17 protein-coding genes are annotated in these 21,822 nt (G+C 52.4%); 9 read left to right on the forward strand and 8 right to left on the reverse strand.

Annotation, left to right across the window (positions count from 1 at the left end; all coding sequences use genetic code 11):
- Nucleotides 1-119: 119 nt before the first annotated feature.
- The 4 genes from purC (at nt 120) to ypfH (ending at nt 4,666) form a co-directional block, all read left to right on the forward strand.
- Complete coding sequence (purC, locus tag RTW80_RS11015; protein ID WP_001295467.1) at nt 120-833, forward strand: phosphoribosylaminoimidazolesuccinocarboxamide synthase; 714 nt, start codon at nt 120-122, stop codon at nt 831-833.
- A 167-nt stretch (nt 834-1,000) separates the two neighbouring features.
- Nucleotides 1,001-1,864: a neutral zinc metallopeptidase gene (locus RTW80_RS11020; protein ID WP_001267498.1), complete on the forward strand. Its 864-nt coding sequence runs from the start codon at nt 1,001-1,003 to the stop codon at nt 1,862-1,864.
- Between the two features lie 14 nt (nt 1,865-1,878).
- Complete coding sequence (gene tmcA / locus RTW80_RS11025) at nt 1,879-3,894, forward strand: tRNA cytosine(34) acetyltransferase TmcA (RefSeq protein ID WP_000829334.1); 2,016 nt, start codon at nt 1,879-1,881, stop codon at nt 3,892-3,894.
- Nucleotides 3,895-3,967: 73 nt separating this feature from the next.
- The gene (gene ypfH, locus RTW80_RS11030; protein ID WP_032247370.1) at nt 3,968-4,666 is read left to right on the forward strand and encodes an esterase; all 699 of its coding nucleotides are present in this window, start codon (nt 3,968-3,970) and stop codon (nt 4,664-4,666) included.
- A gap of 109 nt (nt 4,667-4,775) precedes the next feature.
- On the opposite strand, the gene RTW80_RS11035 is transcribed toward ypfH, so the two are convergent.
- Genes RTW80_RS11035 through RTW80_RS11045 form a run of 3 tightly spaced genes read right to left on the reverse strand, consistent with a single transcriptional unit; the run spans nt 4,776 to nt 6,491 of the window.
- Entirely contained in the window at nt 4,776-4,976 is a 201-nt protein-coding gene (locus tag RTW80_RS11035; RefSeq protein ID WP_000383836.1) for a YpfN family protein, read from the reverse strand.
- Between the two features lie 27 nt (nt 4,977-5,003).
- Nucleotides 5,004-6,131, reverse strand: coding sequence for a succinyl-diaminopimelate desuccinylase (gene dapE, locus RTW80_RS11040; protein ID WP_001277801.1), 1,128 nt, complete (start codon nt 6,129-6,131; stop codon nt 5,004-5,006).
- Nucleotides 6,132-6,134: 3 nt separating this feature from the next.
- Complete coding sequence (locus RTW80_RS11045) at nt 6,135-6,491, reverse strand: ArsC family reductase (protein ID WP_000258247.1); 357 nt, start codon at nt 6,489-6,491, stop codon at nt 6,135-6,137.
- 380 nt (nt 6,492-6,871) lie between these two features.
- Here RTW80_RS11045 and ypfM point away from each other — a divergent pair, with 380 nt between their 5' ends.
- Complete coding sequence (gene ypfM / locus RTW80_RS11050) at nt 6,872-6,931, forward strand: protein YpfM (protein ID WP_001386977.1); 60 nt, start codon at nt 6,872-6,874, stop codon at nt 6,929-6,931.
- Between the two features lie 98 nt (nt 6,932-7,029).
- Here ypfM and acrD read toward each other — a convergent pair whose 3' ends face one another.
- Both acrD and narQ read right to left on the reverse strand, forming a co-directional pair.
- A complete protein-coding gene (acrD, locus tag RTW80_RS11055) occupies nt 7,030-10,143 on the reverse strand; it encodes a multidrug efflux RND transporter permease AcrD (RefSeq protein WP_063119214.1) in 3,114 nt (1,037 codons plus the stop codon).
- Nucleotides 10,144-10,306: 163 nt separating this feature from the next.
- The gene (narQ, locus tag RTW80_RS11060) at nt 10,307-12,007 is read right to left on the reverse strand and encodes a nitrate/nitrite two-component system sensor histidine kinase NarQ (RefSeq protein ID WP_001300881.1); all 1,701 of its coding nucleotides are present in this window, start codon (nt 12,005-12,007) and stop codon (nt 10,307-10,309) included.
- Nucleotides 12,008-12,212: 205 nt separating this feature from the next.
- Between narQ and aegA the strand changes: the two genes are divergently transcribed.
- The 3 genes from aegA to RTW80_RS11075 all read left to right on the forward strand — a co-directional run bounded on the left by aegA (nt 12,213) and on the right by RTW80_RS11075 (nt 16,004).
- A complete protein-coding gene (gene aegA, locus RTW80_RS11065; RefSeq protein WP_001078880.1) occupies nt 12,213-14,192 on the forward strand; it encodes a formate-dependent uric acid utilization protein AegA in 1,980 nt (659 codons plus the stop codon).
- Nucleotides 14,193-14,259: 67 nt separating this feature from the next.
- Nucleotides 14,260-14,835 (forward strand): GDP-mannose pyrophosphatase NudK, encoded by a 576-nt coding sequence (gene nudK, locus RTW80_RS11070; RefSeq protein WP_001300814.1) that lies wholly within the window; start codon nt 14,260-14,262, stop codon nt 14,833-14,835.
- A gap of 125 nt (nt 14,836-14,960) precedes the next feature.
- Nucleotides 14,961-16,004 (forward strand): DUF1176 domain-containing protein, encoded by a 1,044-nt coding sequence (locus RTW80_RS11075; protein WP_001270542.1) that lies wholly within the window; start codon nt 14,961-14,963, stop codon nt 16,002-16,004.
- A gap of 94 nt (nt 16,005-16,098) precedes the next feature.
- Here the strand turns inward: RTW80_RS11075 and tkt are convergent, their stop codons facing one another.
- Together tkt and tal are read right to left on the reverse strand one after the other, a co-directional pair.
- The gene (gene tkt, locus RTW80_RS11080; protein ID WP_000087286.1) at nt 16,099-18,102 is read right to left on the reverse strand and encodes a transketolase; all 2,004 of its coding nucleotides are present in this window, start codon (nt 18,100-18,102) and stop codon (nt 16,099-16,101) included.
- A gap of 19 nt (nt 18,103-18,121) precedes the next feature.
- Complete coding sequence (gene tal / locus RTW80_RS11085; protein ID WP_001003709.1) at nt 18,122-19,072, reverse strand: transaldolase; 951 nt, start codon at nt 19,070-19,072, stop codon at nt 18,122-18,124.
- A gap of 288 nt (nt 19,073-19,360) precedes the next feature.
- On the opposite strand from tal, the gene maeB reads away from it, so the two are divergent.
- Nucleotides 19,361-21,640: an NADP-dependent oxaloacetate-decarboxylating malate dehydrogenase gene (gene maeB, locus RTW80_RS11090; protein WP_000342644.1), complete on the forward strand. Its 2,280-nt coding sequence runs from the start codon at nt 19,361-19,363 to the stop codon at nt 21,638-21,640.
- 122 nt (nt 21,641-21,762) lie between these two features.
- Here maeB and RTW80_RS31325 read toward each other — a convergent pair.
- Nucleotides 21,763-21,822 (reverse strand): IS1 family transposase (locus RTW80_RS31325; RefSeq protein WP_071528444.1); only part of this gene is annotated, 60 nt, incomplete at its 5' end.

A 21,822-nucleotide genomic window follows, 5' to 3' on the forward strand; every position in this document is an offset into this window, starting at 1 on the left:
CGAAATTTGTTTGTCGGACGTAGTTCGGATAAGGCGTTCACGCCGCATCCGACAAAACATCCGGCACACCAGACAGCAAAAGATTTTAAAACGTTAATTCACACCCAGGAGTGATAAAGATGCAAAAGCAAGCTGAGTTGTATCGTGGTAAAGCGAAAACCGTATACAGCACGGAAAACCCGGACCTGTTGGTGCTCGAATTCCGCAATGATACGTCAGCAGGGGATGGCGCGCGCATTGAGCAGTTTGATCGCAAAGGTATGGTGAACAACAAGTTCAACTACTTCATTATGAGCAAACTGGCTGAAGCGGGTATCCCGACTCAAATGGAGCGTCTGCTCTCCGATACCGAATGTCTGGTGAAAAAGCTGGATATGGTGCCGGTTGAGTGTGTCGTGCGTAACCGTGCTGCTGGCTCTCTGGTGAAACGTCTTGGAATCGAAGAAGGTATTGAGCTGAACCCGCCGCTGTTCGATCTGTTCCTGAAAAACGACGCCATGCACGATCCGATGGTCAACGAATCTTACTGCGAAACCTTTGGCTGGGTGAGCAAAGAGAACCTGGCGCGTATGAAAGAGCTGACCTACAAAGCGAACGACGTGCTGAAAAAACTGTTCGATGATGCTGGTCTGATTCTGGTCGACTTCAAGCTGGAATTTGGTCTGTACAAAGGCGAAGTGGTACTGGGTGATGAGTTCTCCCCGGACGGCAGCCGCCTGTGGGACAAAGAAACGCTGGAGAAAATGGACAAAGACCGTTTCCGCCAGAGCCTCGGTGGCCTGATCGAGGCCTATGAAGCCGTCGCCCGCCGCCTGGGTGTACAGCTGGACTGATTTTTCTGTTCATCATCTTGCCGTGCTGCTGGCACGGCAAGACAACCATTCTCGTAAGATGTGCATTGAACGCTCATTCCTCCGCCATTTCATCCCGCTTTCCTGTGGTAATCTTCCTCTGAACCACCTACGATCATTTCTATAATGAATATATTGTTGAGGTATCTATGCGTTGGCAAGGGCGACGTGAAAGTGACAATGTTGAAGACAGGCGCAACAGCTCTGGTGGTCCGTCTATGGGCGGTCCCGGTTTTCGCCTGCCGAGCGGTAAAGGCGGGCTGATTTTACTGATAGTCGTGCTGGTTGCAGGCTACTATGGCGTTGATTTAACCGGGTTGATGACCGGACAGCCGGTTTCCCAACAGCAATCAACGCGGTCAATTAGCCCAAATGAAGACGAAGCCGCAAAATTCACCTCGGTGATTCTGGCAACTACGGAAGACACCTGGGGACAGCAGTTCGAGAAGATGGGTAAAACCTATCAGCAACCGAAGCTGGTCATGTACCGTGGAATGACGCGTACCGGCTGCGGGGCGGGCCAGTCCATAATGGGGCCATTCTATTGCCCGGCGGATGGCACGGTTTATATCGATCTCTCCTTCTATGATGACATGAAAGACAAACTTGGCGCGGATGGCGATTTTGCCCAGGGGTACGTTATCGCCCATGAAGTCGGTCATCATGTGCAGAAACTGTTAGGCATCGAGCCGAAAGTTCGTCAACTGCAACAAAACGCGACGCAGGCGGAAGTGAACCGCTTATCTGTGCGTATGGAACTCCAGGCCGACTGTTTTGCCGGTGTCTGGGGGCATAGTATGCAGCAGCAAGGCGTTCTGGAAACCGGCGATCTGGAAGAGGCGCTGAACGCGGCGCAGGCCATCGGCGATGACCGTTTACAACAGCAAAGTCAGGGGCGAGTAGTACCAGACAGTTTCACTCATGGCACTTCTCAGCAACGCTACAGCTGGTTTAAACGTGGTTTCGACAGCGGCGATCCGGCACAATGCAATACTTTTGGTAAAAGCATTTAACTTCCGGGGCAGGGATGGCTGAACTGACTGCGCTTCACACATTAACAGCGCAAATGAAACGTGAAGGGATCCGCCGCTTGCTGGTGTTGAGCGGGGAAGAGGGTTGGTGTTTTGATCATGCGCTTAAGTTACGTGATGCCTTACCTGGCGACTGGCTGTGGATTTCGCCGCAGCCAGATGCTGAAAACCACTGTTCTCCCTCGGCACTACAAACTTTACTTGGGCGCGAGTTCCGGCATGCGGTATTCGACGCCCGCCACGGCTTTGATGCCGCTGCCTTTGCAGCACTTAGCGGAACGTTGAAAGCGGGAAGCTGGCTGGTTTTGTTACTCCCTGTATGGGAAGAGTGGGAAAACCAACCTGATGCCGACTCGCTGCGCTGGAGTGATTGCCCTGACCCTATTGCGACGCCGCATTTTGTCCAGCATCTCAAACGCGTACTTACGGCGGATAACGACGCTATCCTCTGGCGGCAAAACCAGCCGTTCTCGTTGGCGCATTTTACTCCCCGTACTGACTGGCACCCCGCGACCGGCGCACCACAACCAGAACAACAGCAACTCTTACAGCAGCTACTGACCATGCCGCCGGGCGTGGCAGCGGTAACGGCTGCGCGTGGGCGCGGTAAGTCGGCGCTGGCAGGGCAACTCATTTCTCGTATTGCGGGCAGTGCGATTGTCACCGCGCCCGCAAAAGCGGCAACGGATGTACTGGCACAATTTGCGGGCGAGAAGTTTCGCTTTATTGCGCCGGATGCCTTGTTAGCCAGCGATGAGCAAGCCGACTGGCTGGTGGTCGACGAAGCCGCAGCCATACCTGCGCCGTTGTTGCATCAACTGGTATCGCGTTTTCCTCGAACGTTGTTAACCACTACGGTGCAGGGCTACGAAGGCACCGGACGTGGTTTTTTGCTGAAATTTTGCGCTCGCTTTCCGCATTTACACCGTTTTGAACTGCAACAGCCGATCCGCTGGGCACAGGGATGCCCGCTGGAAAAAATGGTTAGTGAGGCACTGGTTTTTGACGATGAAAACTTCACCCATACACCACAAGGCAATATCGTCATTTCCGCATTTGAACAAACGTTATGGCGAAGCGAGCCAGAAACGCCGTTAAAGGTTTATCAGTTATTGTCTGGTGCGCACTACCGGACTTCGCCGCTGGATTTACGCCGGATGATGGATGCACCAGGGCAATATTTTTTACAGGCGGCTGGCGAAAACGAGATTGCCGGAGCGCTGTGGCTGGTGGATGAGGGGGGATTATCTCAACAACTCAGTCAGGCGGTATGGGCAGGTTTTCGTCGCCCGCGGGGTAATCTGGTGGCCCAGTCGCTGGCGGCGCACGGTAGCAATCCACTGGCAGCGACATTGCGTGGACGGCGGGTCAGCCGGATAGCAGTTCATCCGGCTCGTCAGCGGGAAGGCACAGGGCAGCAACTTATTGCTGGTGCTTTGCAATATACGCGTGACCTCGACTATCTTTCGGTGAGTTTTGGTTACACCGGGGAGTTATGGCGTTTCTGGCACCGCTGCGGTTTTGTGCTGGTGCGGATGGGTAATCATCGGGAAGCCAGCAGCGGTTGCTATACGGCGATGGCGCTGTTACCGATGAGTGATGCGGGTAAACAGCTGGCTGAACGTGAGCATTACCGTTTACGTCGCGATGCGCAAGCTCTCGCGCAGTGGAATGGCGAAACGCTTCCTGTTGATCCACTAAACGATGCCATCCTTTCTGACGACGACTGGCTTGAACTGGCCGGTTTTGCTTTCGCTCATCGTCCGCTATTAACATCGTTAGGTTGCTTATTGCGTCTGCTACAAACCAGTGAACTGGCATTACCGGCGCTGCGTGGGCGTTTACAGAAAAACGCCAGTGACGCGCAGTTATGTACCACACTTAAACTTTCAGGCCGTAAGATGTTACTGGTTCGCCAGCGGGAAGAGGCCGCGCAGGCGCTGTTCGCACTTAATAATGTTCGCACTGAGCGTTTGCGCGATCGCATAACGCAATGGCAATTTTTTCACTGACTCCTTCAATTTTCTCCCATGGTCATTGTGAGTCAGCGGCGTAAAATTAATGACATCAGTTAAGGAGTTCGCCATGAAACATGACCATTTTGTTGTTCAAAGCCCGGATAAACCTGCGCAACAGTTGTTACTGCTTTTCCACGGTGTCGGGGATAACCCGGTGGCAATGGGGGAAATAGGCAGCTGGTTTGCGCCGCTATTTCCTGATGCGCTGGTGGTGAGTGTCGGAGGCGCGGAGCCGAGCGGTAATCCGGCGGGGCGTCAGTGGTTTTCGGTGCAGGGTATTACGGAAGATAATCGCCAGGCGCGTGTGGATGCCATCATGCCGACGTTTATTGAAACGGTGCGCTACTGGCAGAAACAGAGCGGAGTAGGGGCTAACGCCACGGCGCTAATCGGTTTCTCTCAAGGCGCGATTATGGCGCTGGAGAGCATTAAAGCCGAACCGGGCCTTGCTTCACGCGTCATTGCTTTTAACGGACGCTATGCGAGCCTGCCGGAAACCGCGTCTACAGCCACGACAATTCACTTGATTCATGGTGGTGAAGATCCGGTTATCGATCTGGCGCATGCAGCTGCGGCGCAGGAAGCGTTAATCAGTGCCGGTGGTGACGTGACGCTGGATATCGTGGAGGATTTAGGCCATGCGATCGACAATCGCAGTATGCAATTTGCCCTGGATCACTTGCGTTATACCATTCCGAAACATTATTTCGACGAAGCGCTAAGTGGCGGTAAGCCTGGCGATGATGATGTGATTGAAATGATGTAAAAGACAGATTACCTGGCCTGATAAGACGCGTGAGCGTCGCATCAGGCATCGTTCACCATTGCCGGATGCGGCGTTAACGCCTTATCCGGCCTACGGTTGAGCACTCAGCTTACTTCTTCGGTTGATCCTTTTTCGGCCAGTCGTCGTCATCGTCCCACTTATCGTTGAAATCACGATGCGGGGGAAGCTCCGGCTTGTTGGCGAGAAATTTCTTATGGTCGACGCGCTTGAGATCTTTAATCACGTTCAGCAGGACGCCTACCAAAAAGACAATCACCAGAATCCACCAATATTTAGCCAGCCAGTCCATGCTTATTTCCTCTTGCAGAACCACTCATCAGGCGACGAGCTGTTCCATGATACGTTGATACATACGGGCAAGTAGCTGCAGGTCGGCAGCGTTCACACATTCATTAATTTTATGAATAGTGGCATTGACCGGCCCGAGTTCCACCACCTGCGCCCCCATGCGAGCAATAAAGCGCCCGTCGGACGTTCCGCCTGTGGTCAGTAGCTGCGGTTTAATTTCATTATAGTGCTCAACCGCGTTAACGACCGCATCCACCAGTTTACCGCGCGCGGTCAAAAATGGCTGCCCGGAAAGCCACCAATCCACCGTATAGCGCAGTTGATGTTTTTCAAGCAGGGCAAGCACCTGCGCTTTGATCATCTCATCAGTCAGTTCGGTGCTGAAGCGGAAGTTAAACTGCACAAACAGTTCACCCGGAATAACATTGTTACTGCCCGTTCCCGCCTGAATATTAGCAATCTGCATACTGGTCGCCGGGAAAAATTCATTGCCCTGATCCCACTCAATAGCCACTAATTCATTAAGGAAAGGTGCTGCGCGATGTACTGGATTGTCAGCCAGATGCGGGTAGGCCACATGCCCCTGAACGCCATGAATGGTAAGGTTGCAGGTTAACGATCCGCGACGACCATTTTTCACCACATCACCAACCACTTCGATACTCGACGGTTCGCCGACCAGGCAGTAATCGAGACGCTCATTACGTGCCATCAACGCTTCGACGACTTTTACCGTACCGTTGTGGGCACTGGCTTCTTCATCAGAGGTGATCAGAAATGCCAGTCGCCCCGTATGGTTGGGATGTTGTGCGACAAAGCGTTCTGCCGCTACCACCATCGCCGCCAGCGAGCCTTTCATATCTGCCGCACCGCGCCCGAATAACATGCCATCACGAATGGTGGGTTCAAACGGCGGATTGATCCAACGATCGGCGTCGCCAGGCGGCACCACGTCGGTATGCCCGGCAAAGGCTAACGTTTCACCTTGCCCACGCCATGCCCAAAAATTCTGCGTATCGGCAAAATCCATGCGTTCAACGGTAAAACCGATCGCCTGCAAACGTTCAATCAACAAAGCCTGACATCCTGCGTCATCAGGACTCAGGGAAGGGCGGCGAATAAGCTGTTGTGTCAGCTCAATAACCGGGCACGACATAGACTACACCTCATGGAAAAATTGCTGATAACTGGAATCACTGAAACCCAGCAGCATAGGCTTACCAGGCGCGCAGAGCAATGGACGTTTGATAATTGCAGGCATTTCAGTCATTAATGCCGCCGCAGAGGCCGCATCGGTGATTTTATTGCGGGTGGTTTCGTCCAGTTTACGCCAGGTTGTACCACGGGTGTTGAGTAACGCTTCCCAGCCTAATTCGTTGATAAAACCGTTCAATAATTCGCTGTCCAGCCCATCGACGCGGTAATCATGAAAACGATAGTCGATGTTATTGGCTTCCAGCCAACGGCGAGCCTTTTTAATGGTGTCACAATTTTTGATGCCGTAAAGTGTAACCATAATGAATCCTTTTTCGATTTATGAGAATAAATACTCATTTAAGAGTGAAAACATTTTGCCTGCAAATGATTATCAGGAAATATAACATTATCGAAGTATTCAAATTAACAACTATTAAATAATATTAAACATTTTTAACGTAAACATTAAGAATATTCATCTTGTTATCTGTCTGTATTTTAACCAGAATTAAATCAGTATTAGATGCCGTATGAATATCTCGAAATGTTGCTGTGTATCACATACAAATCATCACCGCAGGACCATAGTATTTACATAAGGTTTGTCCCCCGGAGGTAGTTATCGCAGCAATCGAGTAAATTAGCTTCACCACGGTATATTGTTTCCGTAGAATACCCATAATTATAAGAGAGGTTGTTATGATTGAACGTGAACTGGGGAACTGGAAAGACTTTATTGAAGTTATGCTTCGTAAGTAATTCCTGAGACAAAGTACAAACAGCAAGAACCTGCTGAGCAAGTTCTTAATCGGAAAGTTGAAAAAGGCGACACATTGGCATGTCGCCTTTTTTATTGCTTATTCCGGGCGCGGCTTCAGCGGGAAGCGGCGGCGCACCAGCACAAAGAACAGCGGCACGAAGTAAATAGCCAGAATAGTAGCCGAAATCATCCCGCCCATTACGCCAGTACCCACCGCATGCTGACCACCGGAACCGGCACCCGTGCTGGTTGCCATTGGCAATACGCCGAAGATAAATGCCAGCGAGGTCATCAGAATCGGGCGTAAACGCTGACGGCAGGCGTGGAGCGTCGCTTCAAACAGGTCGTGGCCTTTTTGGTTCATCTCGTTAGCAAACTCGACGATCAGGATGGCGTTTTTCGCCGATAAACCAATGACCGTTAACAGGCCCACCTGGAAGTAAACGTCGTTTTCCAGCCCCCGCATCCAGGTTGCCAGCAGCGCGCCGATAACCCCCAGCGGCACGACCAGCATTACCGAGAACGGTACCGACCAGCTTTCATACAATGCAGCCAGACACAGGAATACCACCAGCAAGGAAATAGCGTACAGCGCCGGAGCCTGCGCGCCGGAAAGCCGCTCCTGATACGACATCGCCGTCCACTCCAGACCAAAGCCGTTTGGCAACTGCTTCACTAACGATTCCATAATATCCATCGTCGTACCGGTACTGACCCCCGGTGCGGCTTCCCCAACAATCTCAACCGCAGAATAACCGTTATAGCGTTCCAGACGCGGTGAGCCTGTCTCCCAGCGTGAGGTCGCGAAAGCAGAGAAGGGCACCATGCCGCCATCTTTATTTCGGACATACCAGAGATTGATGTCATCTGGCAGCATGCGATACGGCGCAGCTGCCTGCACATAGACTTTCTTCACGCGACCGCGATCCATAAAGTCATTCACATAGCTCGAACCCCAGGCGGTTTGCAGTGTGTCGTTAATATCGTCGATAGCAACGCCCAGCGCCTGAGCTTTACGCTGGTCGATATCAATCTGCAACTGCGGACTGTCATCGAGGCCGTTATGGCGCACACGGGTTAGCTCCGGGTTTTCCGCCGCCAGCGCCAGCAACTGGTTACGTGCTGCCATCAGCGCATCGTGACCTGCTCCAGCGTGGTCCTGCAACTCCATATCAAAACCTGCAGAACTACCAAGACCGCTAATTGCTGGCGGGCTGCTGGCGATAACGCGAGCTTCTTTAATTTGGTTAAACGCCTTTGTTGCACGCTCGATAATGGCAAACGAGGTGCCGGTCTTACTGTCGCGTTCGCTCCAGTCTTTCAGGCGGATAAACATTCGCGCCACGTTTTGCCCGTTACCCCCAGGGCCAGAACCAACAGTGGCAAACACCGACATGATGTTGTCTTTTTCATGGGTGAAGTAATATTTCTCGATTTGCTCAACGACTTTCAGGGTCTGTTGTTGGGTTGAACCGCTGGGCAATTGTACCGAGGTAGTAAACATGCCACGGTCTTCCAGCGGTAAGAACGACGTCGGCAAACGCAGGAACAGGAACACCATGCCGCCAAGCAGCAGGACATAAATCACAATCCAGCGCAGGCTGCGGTGGAGAATTTTCGCCACCCCTTTTTCGTAGCGTTCGGCGTTGCGGTTAAACATCTGGTTAAACCAGGCAAAAAAGCCTTTTTGCCCGTGATGCTCACCTTTTTTCAGTGGCTTAAGTAGTGTGGCACACAGAGCCGGAGTGAGGATCATCGCTACCAGTACTGACAGCACCATCGCCGCAACAATGGTAATAGAGAACTGGCGATAGATGGCACCGGTGGTGCCGCCGAAGAAGGCCATTGGTACAAATACCGCCGAAAGCACCATCGCAATCCCGACCAGTGCCCCCTGGATCTGCCCCATCGATTTACGTGTGGCTTCGCGAGGAGTGAGTCCTTCCTCACTCATAATACGTTCGACGTTTTCCACCACCACGATGGCGTCATCCACCAGCAGACCGATCGCCAGCACCATCGCGAACATGGTTAAGGTGTTGACGCTGTAACCGAAGGCGTAAAGTACGGAGAAGGTTCCCATCAACACCACCGGCACGGCGATAGTGGGTATCAGCGTGGCGCGGAAGTTTTGCAGGAACAGATACATAACGAGGAAAACCAGAGCGATAGCTTCCAGCAGCGTTTTCACCACGTCTTCAATGGAGGCTTTAACAAACGAGGTGGTTTCATACGCCACCTTGTATTCCAGTCCATGCGGGAAATACTGCGCCAGCTCGTCGAGACGATTGAGCACCAGCTCCGCTGTCGCCATTTCGTTAGCGCCGGAGGCCAGTTTTACCCCCAGCCCGGAGGCTGGCTTACCATTGAAGCGGCTAAGATAATCGTATTTCTCCGCCCCCATTTCGACGGTGGCGACATCGCCCAGCCTTACCTCTGAGCCGTCCTGATTGACCCGCAAGGTGATATCGCGGAACTGTTCTGGTGTTTGCAGCAGTGACTGGGCGTTAATGGTGGCGTTGAGCGCCTGCTTATCGACGGAAGGTGTACCACCAAGTTGCCCAACCGCAATCTGCGCGTTCTGTGACTCAATGGCATCAGTGACATCTTTAGCCGTCATCTGGAAACTGTTGAGTTTCGCCGGGTCCAGCCAGATACGCATGGAATATTGCGAACCATAGGCATCGATATCCCCGACGCCATTCACGCGGCTTAACGGGTCCTGAATATTACTGGCAATATAATCAGCAATATCCTGTTTATCCATCGAACCATCGGTAGAGACGAAGGCAATGGTCAGAATGTTGGTATCGCCGGTTTTACGCACCGTCACGCCCTGATTTTGCACCGCCTGCGGTAACTTTCGCATGGCTGATTGCAGCTGGTTTTGTACTTGCTGCACGGCTTCGTCCGGATCGGTGCCTGCTTTAAAACTTAAAGTGACAGATGCCTGACCGGTGCCACTGCTCTGAGATGACATATACATGAGATTATCGAGGCCGGTCATATTTTGCTCGATAACCTGGGTCACGGTGTTTTCCAGCGTCTGGGCCGATGCGCCGGGATAGTTAGCGGTCACTCGCACATTCGGTGGCGCGAGATCGGGGTATTGTTCAACGGGCAATGAGAAAATCGCCAGGGTACCTGTCAGACACAACAGGATTGCCAGCACCCAGGCAAAAATGGGGCGATCAATAAAGAAATTCGCCATTAAAAGAGGACCTCGTGTTTCTGCGTATCGTTGTAGGCTTGACTTGCTTCACTGTAGCGGCAAGGTACGAGCCAATCGTGGAGAAAAAAAGGAGTTAATGTAAATTATCATGCCCTTTTATACTGAACCTTAAGTGCAAGTATTCTTTGGTCAGTAGGAGGCTTTACATCAACTGACTTTCCTCACCCTCCGCAGAGCGAAAGCTAATACTCACTAACGTGCCGCCGCCGGAAGGTTGTGAAAAAGTCAGCGTCCCACCCAGCCGTTCCGCGCGTTCGCGCATGATATTCAGACCATAATGACCTTCGGGTTCTTTCGGTTCACCGATACCAATCCCGTTATCACGGATATAAACCGTGTGATTGCCGTCCGGCGCGGTGACGCAACTGACGGCGATTTCGCTGGCGTTGGCGTGCTTCATCGCATTCAGCACCGCTTCGCGAATAATTTGCAACAAATGCACCTGCATTTGCGCATCCAGCGCCAGGGTTGGCAGACGGCAGTCGAGGGTCAGTTTGGCGCTGGTTTGATTTTGTAACGTATCCAGCATTTCCCTCAACGCGGAGGGGAGATCCGCCTGCTGCAGCGTCAGGCGGAAAGTAGTCAACAGCTCGCGTAACTGCCGATAAGCATCATTCAACGCCTGGGAAAAATCGGCCATGATACTTTGTGCGGTGGCGTTATCTTCCGGTATCGAACGCTTCAGTAACGTCAACTGGATACGTAAGTAAGAAAGTACCTGAGCCAGCGAGTCGTGCAATTCGCGGGCGATGGTCGCACGTTCTTCCATCAACAATAATTGCTGAAAATGCTTCTGCGCCTGATTAAAGTACAAACCGCGTCCCAGCATCGACGAAACGCTGTTAAGCAGCGGTTCTGATGATGAAACGTGACTATTTTGCCAGTGCAGTTCGCCGTAAACCGTCTCTTGCATTGTCACCGGTAAAATCTGCATCGGCAATTCCGGGTTTGGTTGCCCTTCGCTAATCCGCCAGTTTTCACCGACATTTAACTCCAGATATTCAGCCGCTTCATTGTCGCGAACAATCTGCAAAATATGGCGGAAACAATGCACATCAATCTGGCTAGTGTTCAGCGCCTGCGAACACTGATACAACACCTCCAGACGACGCTTGGCCTCGTGGAGATCGCGGGTCTTTTCTTCTACTGACGCTTCCAGCGAACGGTACAATTTATGCAGCTCGCTCGACATCTGGTTAAAGGTTTTTGCAAGCAGACCAAGCTCATTCGGCAGGTTGGTATCCAGCGGCGGCGAGTCGAACTGCCCGTGTTCAATACGCTGACTGGCGGTAACCAGCTGATTCAGCGGGGCAACCACCTGATGGCGTATGCGGCGCAAAGTAAAAAAGACCAGCGTGAAAATACCGATGCCGCCAGCCAGGGAAATCGCCACCACCAGCAGCATTTTGCGTTCAGCGTAGTGCTGTAAAGCCAGTACGAACAGGTCTATCTGATTAACATAATTATTAATATTGGCCTGATACCACGGCAAATCGCCCTTGCTGAGCCGATTATTCATCTCCAGCCAGTTGGCATTCAGATGCGCATAGCGAGTTTTTACTGCTTCTGGCACATACCAGACGTTGAGGTTGGTTAATACCGGTGAATGCAGTGCCTGCTGAAATAACTGGCGATGTGCATTGAGTTGTGGACTGCCACTTTGCAAGTCGTAGCCCAGGCGGTAACTCTGCATACGCAGCGATCCGGCAATATTGATAGCCTCAGCGTCGCGCAAACTGCTCGCCAGAGTTAGCAGAGCGATACCCGTGGAAAGAATCGACAGCAGCACAATGTAAAAAAAGGCCCGGGCCAGACTGGCCGAGACGGGTCGTTTAACAATCACACGCGTCTTCTCCACAAAAAATCATTAATGTTCCAGTTCGCTGAAACGCAATTTAGTCAGTGATGGGATTATTTGATCTGCCACAGTTTATAGCGAAATAGTTACTTATTCTGGGCACATGAACATTGCCGATTCCCCTGTAAGTCGGGTAATAACAACACTCATATAAAGAATAAGGTTTTTACAACCAAAAAAGAAGGTCGTTATGAATCGTTTTATTATGGCCAACAGTCAGCAATGTCTGGGTTGTCATGCTTGTGAAATCGCCTGTGTCATGGCTCACAATGATGAGCAACATGTCCTGAGCCAACACCATTTTCATCCCCGAATTACGGTTATCAAACATCAACAGCAACGTAGTGCAGTGACCTGTCACCATTGTGAAGATGCGCCCTGCGCCCGTAGCTGCCCTAATGGCGCAATCAGCCACGTTGATGACAGCATTCAGGTCAATCAGCAAAAGTGTATTGGCTGTAAATCCTGCGTGGTGGCCTGTCCTTTTGGTACGATGCAAATCGTCCTGACACCCGTCGCGGCAGGAAAAGTAAAAGCCACGGCGCATAAATGCGACCTTTGTGCGGGGCGCGAAAACGGTCCTGCCTGTGTTGAGAATTGCCCGGCGGACGCGCTGCAACTGGTCACTGACGTCGCACTCTCCGGCATGGCGAAATCCCGCCGCTTGCGCACCGCGCGTCAGGAACATCAACCGTGGCATGCCAGTACCGCGGCGCAAGAAATGCCGGTAATGAGTAAAGTCGAACAAATGCAGGCAACGCCCGCGCGTGGCGAGCCGGATAAACTGGCGATTGAAGCGCGCAAAACCGGTTTTGATGAAATTTATCTGCCATTTCGCGCCGACCAGGCACAACGGGAAGCCTCGCGCTGCCTTAAGTGCGGCGAGCACAGCGTTTGTGAATGGACCTGCCCGCTGCATAACCATATACCGCAGTGGATTGAACTGGTGAAAGCCGGAAACATCGACGCCGCCGTCGAGCTTTCTCACCAGACCAACACCCTGCCGGAAATTACCGGACGCGTTTGTCCGCAAGACCGTTTGTGTGAAGGTGCCTGTACTATTCGCGATGAGCACGGCGCGGTAACTATCGGCAACATTGAACGCTACATTTCAGATCAGGCGTTGGCGAAAGGTTGGCGTCCTGACTTAAGCCATGTCACCAAAGTGGACAAGCGGGTGGCGATTATCGGTGCAGGTCCGGCAGGGCTGGCCTGTGCGGATGTTCTGACCCGCAATGGCGTGGGGGTGACGGTGTACGATCGCCATCCAGAAATCGGTGGCTTGCTCACTTTCGGCATTCCTTCTTTCAAACTGGATAAATCCCTGCTGGCACGCCGTCGGGAAATCTTCAGCGCGATGGGGATTCACTTCGAACTCAATTGTGAAGTGGGTAAAGATGTCTCTTTGGATTCGCTTTTGGAACAATACGACGCGGTCTTCGTTGGCGTAGGCACTTACCGTTCCATGAAAGCGGGTTTACCCAATGAAGATGCGCCGGGCGTTTATGACGCGCTGCCGTTCCTCATTGCCAACACTAAACAGGTGATGGGGCTCGAAGAGCTACCGGAAGAGCCGTTTATCAATACCGCCGGACTTAACGTCGTGGTACTGGGCGGCGGCGACACCGCGATGGACTGTGTGCGTACCGCACTGCGCCACGGCGCGAGTAACGTCACCTGCGCTTATCGTCGTGATGAAGCTAACATGCCAGGCTCGAAGAAAGAAGTGAAGAACGCCCGCGAAGAGGGGGCCAACTTCGAATTTAACGTCCAGCCGGTGGCGCTTGAGCTGAATGAACAAGGTCACGTCTGCGGGATTCGTTTCCTGCGCACGCGTCTTGGCGAGCCGGATGCCCAGGGGCGTCGGCGTCCAGTGCCGGTGGAAGGCAGTGAATTTGTCATGCCAGCCGACGCGGTGATTATGGCGTTTGGCTTCAATCCGCACGGGATGCCGTGGCTGGAGTCGCACGGTGTAACGGTAGACAAATGGGGCCGCATCATCGCGGATGTGGAAAGCCAGTACCGTTACCAGACCACCAATCCGAAAATCTTCGCTGGTGGTGACGCCGTGCGTGGTGCGGATCTGGTGGTTACCGCAATGGCAGAAGGACGTCATGCGGCACAGGGGATTATTGACTGGCTGGGGGTAAAATCAGTCAAATCTCACTGATAGCCTGCGCAGACAAACCCGACTTCACAGCGTAAGATAATTGTTCATTTCGCGCTGTGGAGTCGGTATGACGCAACAAATCACCCTCATTAAAGACAAAATTCTCTCCGATAACTATTTCACCCTGCACAACATTACTTACGATCTCACGCGCAAAGACGGCGAAGTTATCCGCCATAAACGTGAAGTGTACGATCGCGGCAATGGTGCGACGATCCTCCTGTACAACACGAAGAAAAAGACCGTGGTTCTGATTCGTCAGTTCCGTGTCGCTACCTGGGTTAATGGCAATGAAAGCGGGCAGCTGATTGAAAGCTGCGCCGGGCTGCTGGATAACGACGAACCGGAAGTGTGTATTCGCAAAGAAGCGATTGAAGAGACGGGCTATGAAGTGGGTGAAGTGCGCAAATTATTTGAACTGTATATGTCGCCAGGCGGTGTGACTGAGCTAATCCACTTTTTTATCGCCGAATACAGTGACAATCAGCGCGCTAACGCCGGTGGCGGTGTCGAAGATGAAGATATTGAAGTGCTCGAGCTGCCGTTCAGCCAGGCGCTGGAGATGATCAAAACCGGCGAGATACGTGACGGTAAGACGGTGTTATTGCTTAACTATTTGCAAACGTCACATTTAATGGACTGAAAAATAACAATAATATTTCGTTGTTTATTATTGGCTCAATCCGACAAATCCGATTGAGCCGCGCTACCTGCGCAACGAAGATACGACTTGTGCTGTTTGTTTGAACTTCTGGGGTCGTACCGTCCATGCGCTATCGCATTTTCCTTCTCTTTTTTTTCGCTTTGTTGCCGACGTCTTTGGTGTGGGCGGCACCAGCGCAACGGGCGTTTTCCGACTGGCAGGTCACCTGTAATAACCAAAATTTCTGCGTGGCGCGTAATACGGGCGATCATAATGGACTGGTGATGACCCTGAGCCGCAGCGCCGGGGCGCATACCGATGCCGTTTTACGTATTGAGCGCGGCGGATTGAAGTCGCCGGAGGCGTCAGAAGGGGAGATAGCGCCACGGCTGCTGTTAGATGGCGAGCCGTTGGCGTTAAGTGGTGACAAGTGGCGGATTTCACCATGGTTATTAGTAACCGATGATACGGCAACCATCACCGCGTTTTTGCAGATGATTCAGGAAGGGAAGGCAATCACCTTACGCGATGGCGATCAGACCATTTCTCTGAGTGGCTTAAAAGCAGCGTTGTTGTTTATTGATGCTCAGCAAAAGCGCGTTGGCAGTGAAACCGCGTGGATCAAGAAAGGGGACGAACCGCCGCTCAGCGTACCGCCCGCGCCTGCGCTGAAAGAGGTCGCGGTGGTTAACCCAACGCCGACGCCACTCTCACTCGAAGAACGCAACGATTTGCTGGATTATGGAAACTGGCGGATGAATGGTCTGCGCTGCTCGCTTGATCCATTGCGTCGTGAGGTGAATGTCACTGCGCTGACTGATGATAAAGCGCTGATGATGATTAGCTGTGAGGCAGGGGCCTATAACACCATTGATTTGGCATGGATTGTGTCGCGTAAAAAGCCACTAGCTTCGCGCCCGGTTCGGTTGCGTTTGCCGTTCAACAACGGTCAGGAGACGAATGAACTGGAACTGATGAACGCAACATTTGATGAGAAATCGCGTGAACTGGTGACCTTAGCGAAAGGGCGCGGATTAAGCGATTGTGGCATTCAGGCGCGCTGGCGCTTTGACGGTCAGCGTTTTCGCCTGGTGCGTTACGCCGCAGAACCCACCTGCGATAACTGGCATGGGCCAGACGCCTGGCCCACGTTGTGGATCACCCGTTAAACAAAATGGCGGGACATGTAGGCCGGATAAGACGCTGTAGGCCGGATAAGACGCGTCAGCGTCGCATCCGGCAATCAGCATCCGGCAATCACCATCAGGCACCTTTCACTCCCAGCACCTTATGCGCTTTTGCCACAATATTCTCGGCGGTAAAGCCAAAGAACGGGAACAGCTTATCCGCCGGAGCAGATTCCCCGTAACCCGTCATCCCGACAATTGCCCCTTTCAGACCAACATACTTGTACCAGTAATCGGCAATACCTGCTTCCACCGCCACGCGAGCCGCAACGTTAGAAGGCAACACCGACTCCCGATATTCCTCATCCTGGGCGTCGAAAATATCGGTCGAGGGCAGGGAAACTACGCGTACATTGCGACCTTCTCCTGCTAATTTCTCTGCCGCTTGCAGGGTAATTTCCATCTCTGAACCGGTGGCAATCAGAATAATATCTGGCTTACCGCCGCTGTCTTTCAGCACATAACCGCCACGAGCAATCTCTTTAACCTGATCCGGCGTACGTTCCACCTGGGCCAGATTCTGCCTTGAGAGGATCAGTGCCGTCGGTCCGTTGTGGCGCTCAACCGCCAGCTTCCAGCCCACCGCCGCTTCCACCTGATCGCACGGTCGCCAGGTGCTGAAATTTGGCGTTAAGCGTAGGCTGGCCAGTTGCTCAACAGCCTGGTGCGTCGGACCATCTTCGCCCAGGCCAATTGAGTCGTGGGTATAAACCATAATCTGCCGCGCTTTCATCAGTGCCGCCATCCGCGCGGCGTTACGGGCGTATTCAACAAACATCAGGAACGTCGCGGTATACGGCACAAAGCCGCCGTGGTGCTCGATGCCGTTGGCGATAGCGGTCATGCCAAATTCACGCACCCCGTAGTGAATGTAGTTGCCCGCTGGATCTTCCTTCAGCGAAACAGAACCTTTCCAGATGGTCAGGTTGCTGGGAGCCAGATCCGCCGAACCGCCGAGCAACTCAGGCAGCATCGGCCCGTAAGCGTTAAGCGTATTTTGCGAAGCCTTACGGGTAGCGATTTTTGCCGGATTTGCCTGTAACTCATTGATATATTTCTGAGTCGTTTTCTCCCAGTCCTTCGGTAAACCACCGCTCATCCGTCGGGTAAACTCTTCTGCCAGTTGCGGATGAGCCTTTTTATAGGCGGCAAACTTCTCATTCCAGCTCTGCTGCGCTTTTTCGCCTTTTTCACGGGCATCCCAGGCGTGATAAATCTCTTTAGGGATCTCAAATGGCGGATGGTGCCAGCCCAGTTTTTGCCGTGCCAGCGCCACTTCTTCTTCCCCCAGTGGTGCGCCGTGCGCCTCTTCCTTACCTGCTTTATTCGGCGAACCAAAGCCAATCACCGTACGGCAGATAATCAGCGACGGCTTATCTTTCACGCTTTGCGCTTCAAGGATCGCTTCCTTCACCGCCTGCGGATCGTGACCGTCGATTTCATGGATCACATGCCAGTGATAGGCTTCAAAACGTTTTGCCGTATCGTCGGTAAACCAGCCTTCTGTTTCACCGTCGATGGAAATACCGTTGTGATCGTAAAAACCAATCAGCTTGCCCAGTCCCAGCGTGCCTGCCAGCGAACAGACTTCGTGGGAAATACCTTCCATCAGGCAGCCGTCGCCCATAAACACATAGGTGAAGTGATCGACGATCTCATGGTCTGGCTGGTTAAACTGCGCCGCCAGTGTACGCTCTGCTATCGCCAGCCCGACGGCGTTCGCCAAACCTTGTCCAAGCGGGCCGGTGGTGGTTTCAACGCCTGGCGTATAGCCAATCTCCGGGTGGCCTGGGGTTTTCGAATGCAACTGACGGAAGTTCTTCAGTTCTTCCAGCGGCAGGTCGTAACCGGTCAGATGTAGCAAACTGTAGAGCAGCATCGACGCGTGACCGTTGGAAAGAATAAAGCGGTCGCGATCATACCAGGTTGGGTCGGTAGGGTTATGTTTAAGAAAATCGTTCCACAGCACTTCGGCAATATCAGCCATGCCCATCGGCGCGCCGGGATGACCAGAGTTGGCTTTTTGTACCGCATCCATACTGAGTGCGCGAATCGCATTGGCAAGGTCTTTTCGGGACATATAACACTCCGTGGCTGGTTTATAGTTTGGCGGCAAGAAGATCTTCCAGTTTGCGTTGATCAACGGCGAACAGACGAATGCCTTCAGACAGTTTTTCTACCGCCATCGCATCCTGATTGTGCTCCCAACGGAACTCCGCTTCGCTCATGGGAGCTGGGCGTGGGAACGTCTGAGAAGGTGGGATTAATTTACGTACCACTGGCGAAACTTTTTCCTGCAGCTCCTTCAGTAAATTCGGTGCGATAGTCAGTCGATCGCAGCCGGTTAAGGCGAGGATTTGTTCGGTGCGACGGAAGCTCGCGCCCATCACAATGGTTTCATAGTGGTGTTGCTTATAGTAGTCGTAGATATTGCGCACCGATTTAACGCCCGGATCTTCTTCCACCACATACGGGTCCATCGGCTTGCGTGCCTGATACCAGTCATAAATACGCCCGACAAACGGCGAAATCAGAAAAACGCCTGCTTCCGCACAGGCCCGTGCCTGTGCAAAAGAAAACAGCAGCGTCAGGTTGCAGTTAATACCTTCTTTTTCCAGCTCTTCTGCCGCGCGAATTCCTTCCCAGGTCGAAGCCAGCTTGATCAGAATGCGTGATTTCTCAACGCCTTGTTGCTGATACAAGTCCACCAGATGGCGCGCCTTCTCAATACTCTTTTCTTTATCAAAAGAGAGGCGTGCATCAACTTCTGTTGACACGCGACCGGGTACGATTTTGAGGATTTCAGCACCGAAATTGACCGCCAGTTTGTCACACGCTGCGACCACCTGTTGTTCCTGGGTCTTGCCATTTTTTTTACCCCAGGCGATAGCATCGTCTATTAAATGCTCATATTGTGATAATCCGGCAGCTTTGAGTAACAGCGAAGGATTGGTGGTGGCATCCTGGGGATGATAATGGCGAATGGACTCAATATCGCCGCTGTCTGCCACGACAGTGGTGAACTGTTTGATGCCGTCTAACTCGTTCATAGGAAATACTCCTTGAAAAGTAAAGTGTTAGATGAGTGCGTTAATTCACACTTCTGAGAAATTTCGCTAAACGCATCAAAAAAGCATAGCAGACAGGCATGGTATTGCTGGATTAAGCAGGTAACATCAGTGTTATAGGATTATTACCAAAACATTATATTAATGGTGAGAGTTTGGACTTGCTCAAAGTCTGTAGACTCCGGCAGGGTAATAATGTGCGCCACGTTGTGGGCAGGGGCTGTTGCCCACACACTTTATTTGTGAACGTTACGTGAAAGGAACAACCAAATGGATGACCAGTTAAAACAAAGTGCACTTGATTTCCATGAATTTCCAGTTCCAGGGAAAATCCAGGTTTCTCCAACCAAGCCTCTGGCAACACAGCGCGATCTGGCGCTGGCCTACTCACCAGGCGTTGCCGCACCTTGTCTTGAAATCGAAAAAGACCCGTTAAAAGCCTACAAATATACCGCCCGCGGTAACCTGGTGGCGGTGATCTCTAACGGTACGGCGGTGCTGGGGTTAGGCAACATTGGCGCGCTGGCAGGCAAACCGGTGATGGAAGGCAAGGGCGTTCTGTTTAAGAAATTCGCCGGGATTGATGTATTTGACATTGAAGTTGACGAACTCGACCCGGACAAATTTATTGAAGTTGTCGCCGCGCTCGAACCAACCTTCGGCGGCATCAACCTCGAAGACATTAAAGCGCCAGAATGTTTCTATATTGAACAGAAACTGCGCGAGCGGATGAATATTCCGGTATTCCACGACGATCAGCACGGCACGGCAATTATCAGCACTGCCGCCATCCTCAACGGCTTGCGCGTGGTGGAGAAAAACATCTCCGACGTGCGGATGGTGGTTTCCGGCGCGGGTGCCGCAGCAATCGCCTGTATGAACCTGCTGGTAGCGCTGGGTCTGCAAAAACATAACATCGTGGTTTGCGATTCAAAAGGCGTTATCTATCAGGGCCGTGAGCCAAACATGGCGGAAACCAAAGCCGCATATGCGGTGGTGGATGACGGCAAACGTACCCTCGATGATGTGATTGAAGGCGCGGATATTTTCCTGGGCTGTTCCGGCCCGAAAGTGCTGACCCAGGAAATGGTGAAGAAAATGGCTCGTGCGCCAATGATCCTGGCGCTGGCGAACCCGGAACCGGAAATTCTGCCGCCGCTGGCGAAAGAAGTGCGTCCGGATGCCATCATTTGCACCGGTCGTTCTGACTATCCGAACCAGGTGAACAACGTCCTGTGCTTCCCGTTCATCTTCCGTGGCGCGCTGGACGTTGGCGCAACCGCCATCAACGAAGAGATGAAACTGGCGGCGGTACGTGCGATTGCAGAACTCGCCCATGCGGAACAGAGCGAAGTGGTGGCTTCAGCGTATGGCGATCAGGATCTGAGCTTTGGTCCGGAATACATCATTCCAAAACCGTTTGATCCGCGCTTGATCGTTAAGATCGCTCCTGCGGTCGCTAAAGCCGCGATGGAGTCGGGCGTGGCGACTCGTCCGATTGCTGATTTCGACGTCTACATCGACAAGCTGACTGAGTTCGTTTACAAAACCAACCTGTTTATGAAGCCGATTTTCTCCCAGGCTCGCAAAGCGCCGAAGCGCGTTGTTCTGCCGGAAGGGGAAGAGGCGCGCGTTCTGCATGCCACTCAGGAACTGGTAACGCTGGGACTGGCGAAACCGATCCTTATCGGTCGTCCGAACGTGATCGAAATGCGCATTCAGAAACTGGGCTTGCAGATCAAAGCGGGCGTTGATTTTGAGATCGTCAATAACGAATCCGATCCGCGCTTTAAAGAGTACTGGACCGAATACTTCCAGATCATGAAGCGTCGCGGCGTCACTCAGGAACAGGCGCAGCGGGCGCTGATCAGTAACCCGACAGTGATCGGCGCGATCATGGTTCAGCGTGGGGAAGCCGATGCAATGATTTGCGGTACGGTGGGTGATTATCATGAACATTTTAGCGTGGTGAAAAATGTCTTTGGTTATCGCGATGGCGTTCACACCGCAGGTGCCATGAACGCGCTGCTGCTGCCGAGTGGTAACACCTTTATTGCCGATACATATGTTAATGATGAACCGGATGCAGAAGAGCTGGCGGAGATCACCTTGATGGCGGCAGAAACTGTCCGTCGTTTTGGTATTGAGCCGCGCGTTGCTTTGTTGTCGCACTCCAACTTTGGTTCTTCTGACTGCCCGTCGTCGAGCAAAATGCGTCAGGCGCTGGAACTGGTCAGGGAACGTGCACCAGAACTGATGATTGATGGTGAAATGCACGGCGATGCAGCGCTGGTGGAAGCGATTCGCAACGACCGTATGCCGGACAGCTCTTTGAAAGGTTCCGCCAATATTCTGGTGATGCCGAACATGGAAGCTGCCCGCATTAGTTACAACTTACTGCGTGTTTCCAGCTCGGAAGGTGTGACTGTCGGCCCGGTGCTGATGGGTGTGGCGAAACCGGTTCACGTGTTAACGCCGATCGCATCGGTGCGTCGTATCGTCAACATGGTGGCGCTGGCCGTGGTAGAAGCGCAAACCCAACCGCTGTAATTTTTTTTAACTCTCACGCTTACCCTGAATATTCAGGGTAAGCAGTTTAGCTGCAATATATTAGTAAAGCTTATTACTGAGTTTGCGAATAATAAAAAAAAGCAGTCGGTAATGACTCCAACTTATTGATAGTGTTTTATGTTCAGATAATGCCCGATGACTTTGTCATGCAGCTCCACCGA

This window comes from Escherichia sp. AM3, assembly GCF_032029835.1.
Lineage (GTDB): Bacteria > Pseudomonadota > Gammaproteobacteria > Enterobacterales > Enterobacteriaceae > Escherichia > Escherichia coli.

Excerpts from the sequence above, each read along its gene's own strand:
- purC (WP_001295467.1), top strand. The coding sequence starts at position 120 with ATGCAAAAGCAAGCTGAGTTGTATCGTGGTAAAGCGAAAACCGTATAC.
- RTW80_RS11020 (WP_001267498.1), top strand. The coding sequence starts at position 1,001 with ATGCGTTGGCAAGGGCGACGTGAAAGTGACAATGTTGAAGACAGGCGC.
- tmcA (WP_000829334.1), top strand. The coding sequence starts at position 1,879 with ATGGCTGAACTGACTGCGCTTCACACATTAACAGCGCAAATGAAACGT.
- ypfH (WP_032247370.1), top strand. The coding sequence starts at position 3,968 with ATGAAACATGACCATTTTGTTGTTCAAAGCCCGGATAAACCTGCGCAA.
- RTW80_RS11035 (WP_000383836.1), bottom strand. The coding sequence starts at position 4,976 with ATGGACTGGCTGGCTAAATATTGGTGGATTCTGGTGATTGTCTTTTTG.
- dapE (WP_001277801.1), bottom strand. The coding sequence starts at position 6,131 with ATGTCGTGCCCGGTTATTGAGCTGACACAACAGCTTATTCGCCGCCCT.
- RTW80_RS11045 (WP_000258247.1), bottom strand. The coding sequence starts at position 6,491 with ATGGTTACACTTTACGGCATCAAAAATTGTGACACCATTAAAAAGGCT.
- acrD (WP_063119214.1), bottom strand. The coding sequence starts at position 10,143 with ATGGCGAATTTCTTTATTGATCGCCCCATTTTTGCCTGGGTGCTGGCA.
- aegA (WP_001078880.1), top strand. The coding sequence starts at position 12,213 with ATGAATCGTTTTATTATGGCCAACAGTCAGCAATGTCTGGGTTGTCAT.
- nudK (WP_001300814.1), top strand. The coding sequence starts at position 14,260 with ATGACGCAACAAATCACCCTCATTAAAGACAAAATTCTCTCCGATAAC.
- RTW80_RS11075 (WP_001270542.1), top strand. The coding sequence starts at position 14,961 with ATGCGCTATCGCATTTTCCTTCTCTTTTTTTTCGCTTTGTTGCCGACG.
- tkt (WP_000087286.1), bottom strand. The coding sequence starts at position 18,102 with ATGTCCCGAAAAGACCTTGCCAATGCGATTCGCGCACTCAGTATGGAT.
- tal (WP_001003709.1), bottom strand. The coding sequence starts at position 19,072 with ATGAACGAGTTAGACGGCATCAAACAGTTCACCACTGTCGTGGCAGAC.
- maeB (WP_000342644.1), top strand. The coding sequence starts at position 19,361 with ATGGATGACCAGTTAAAACAAAGTGCACTTGATTTCCATGAATTTCCA.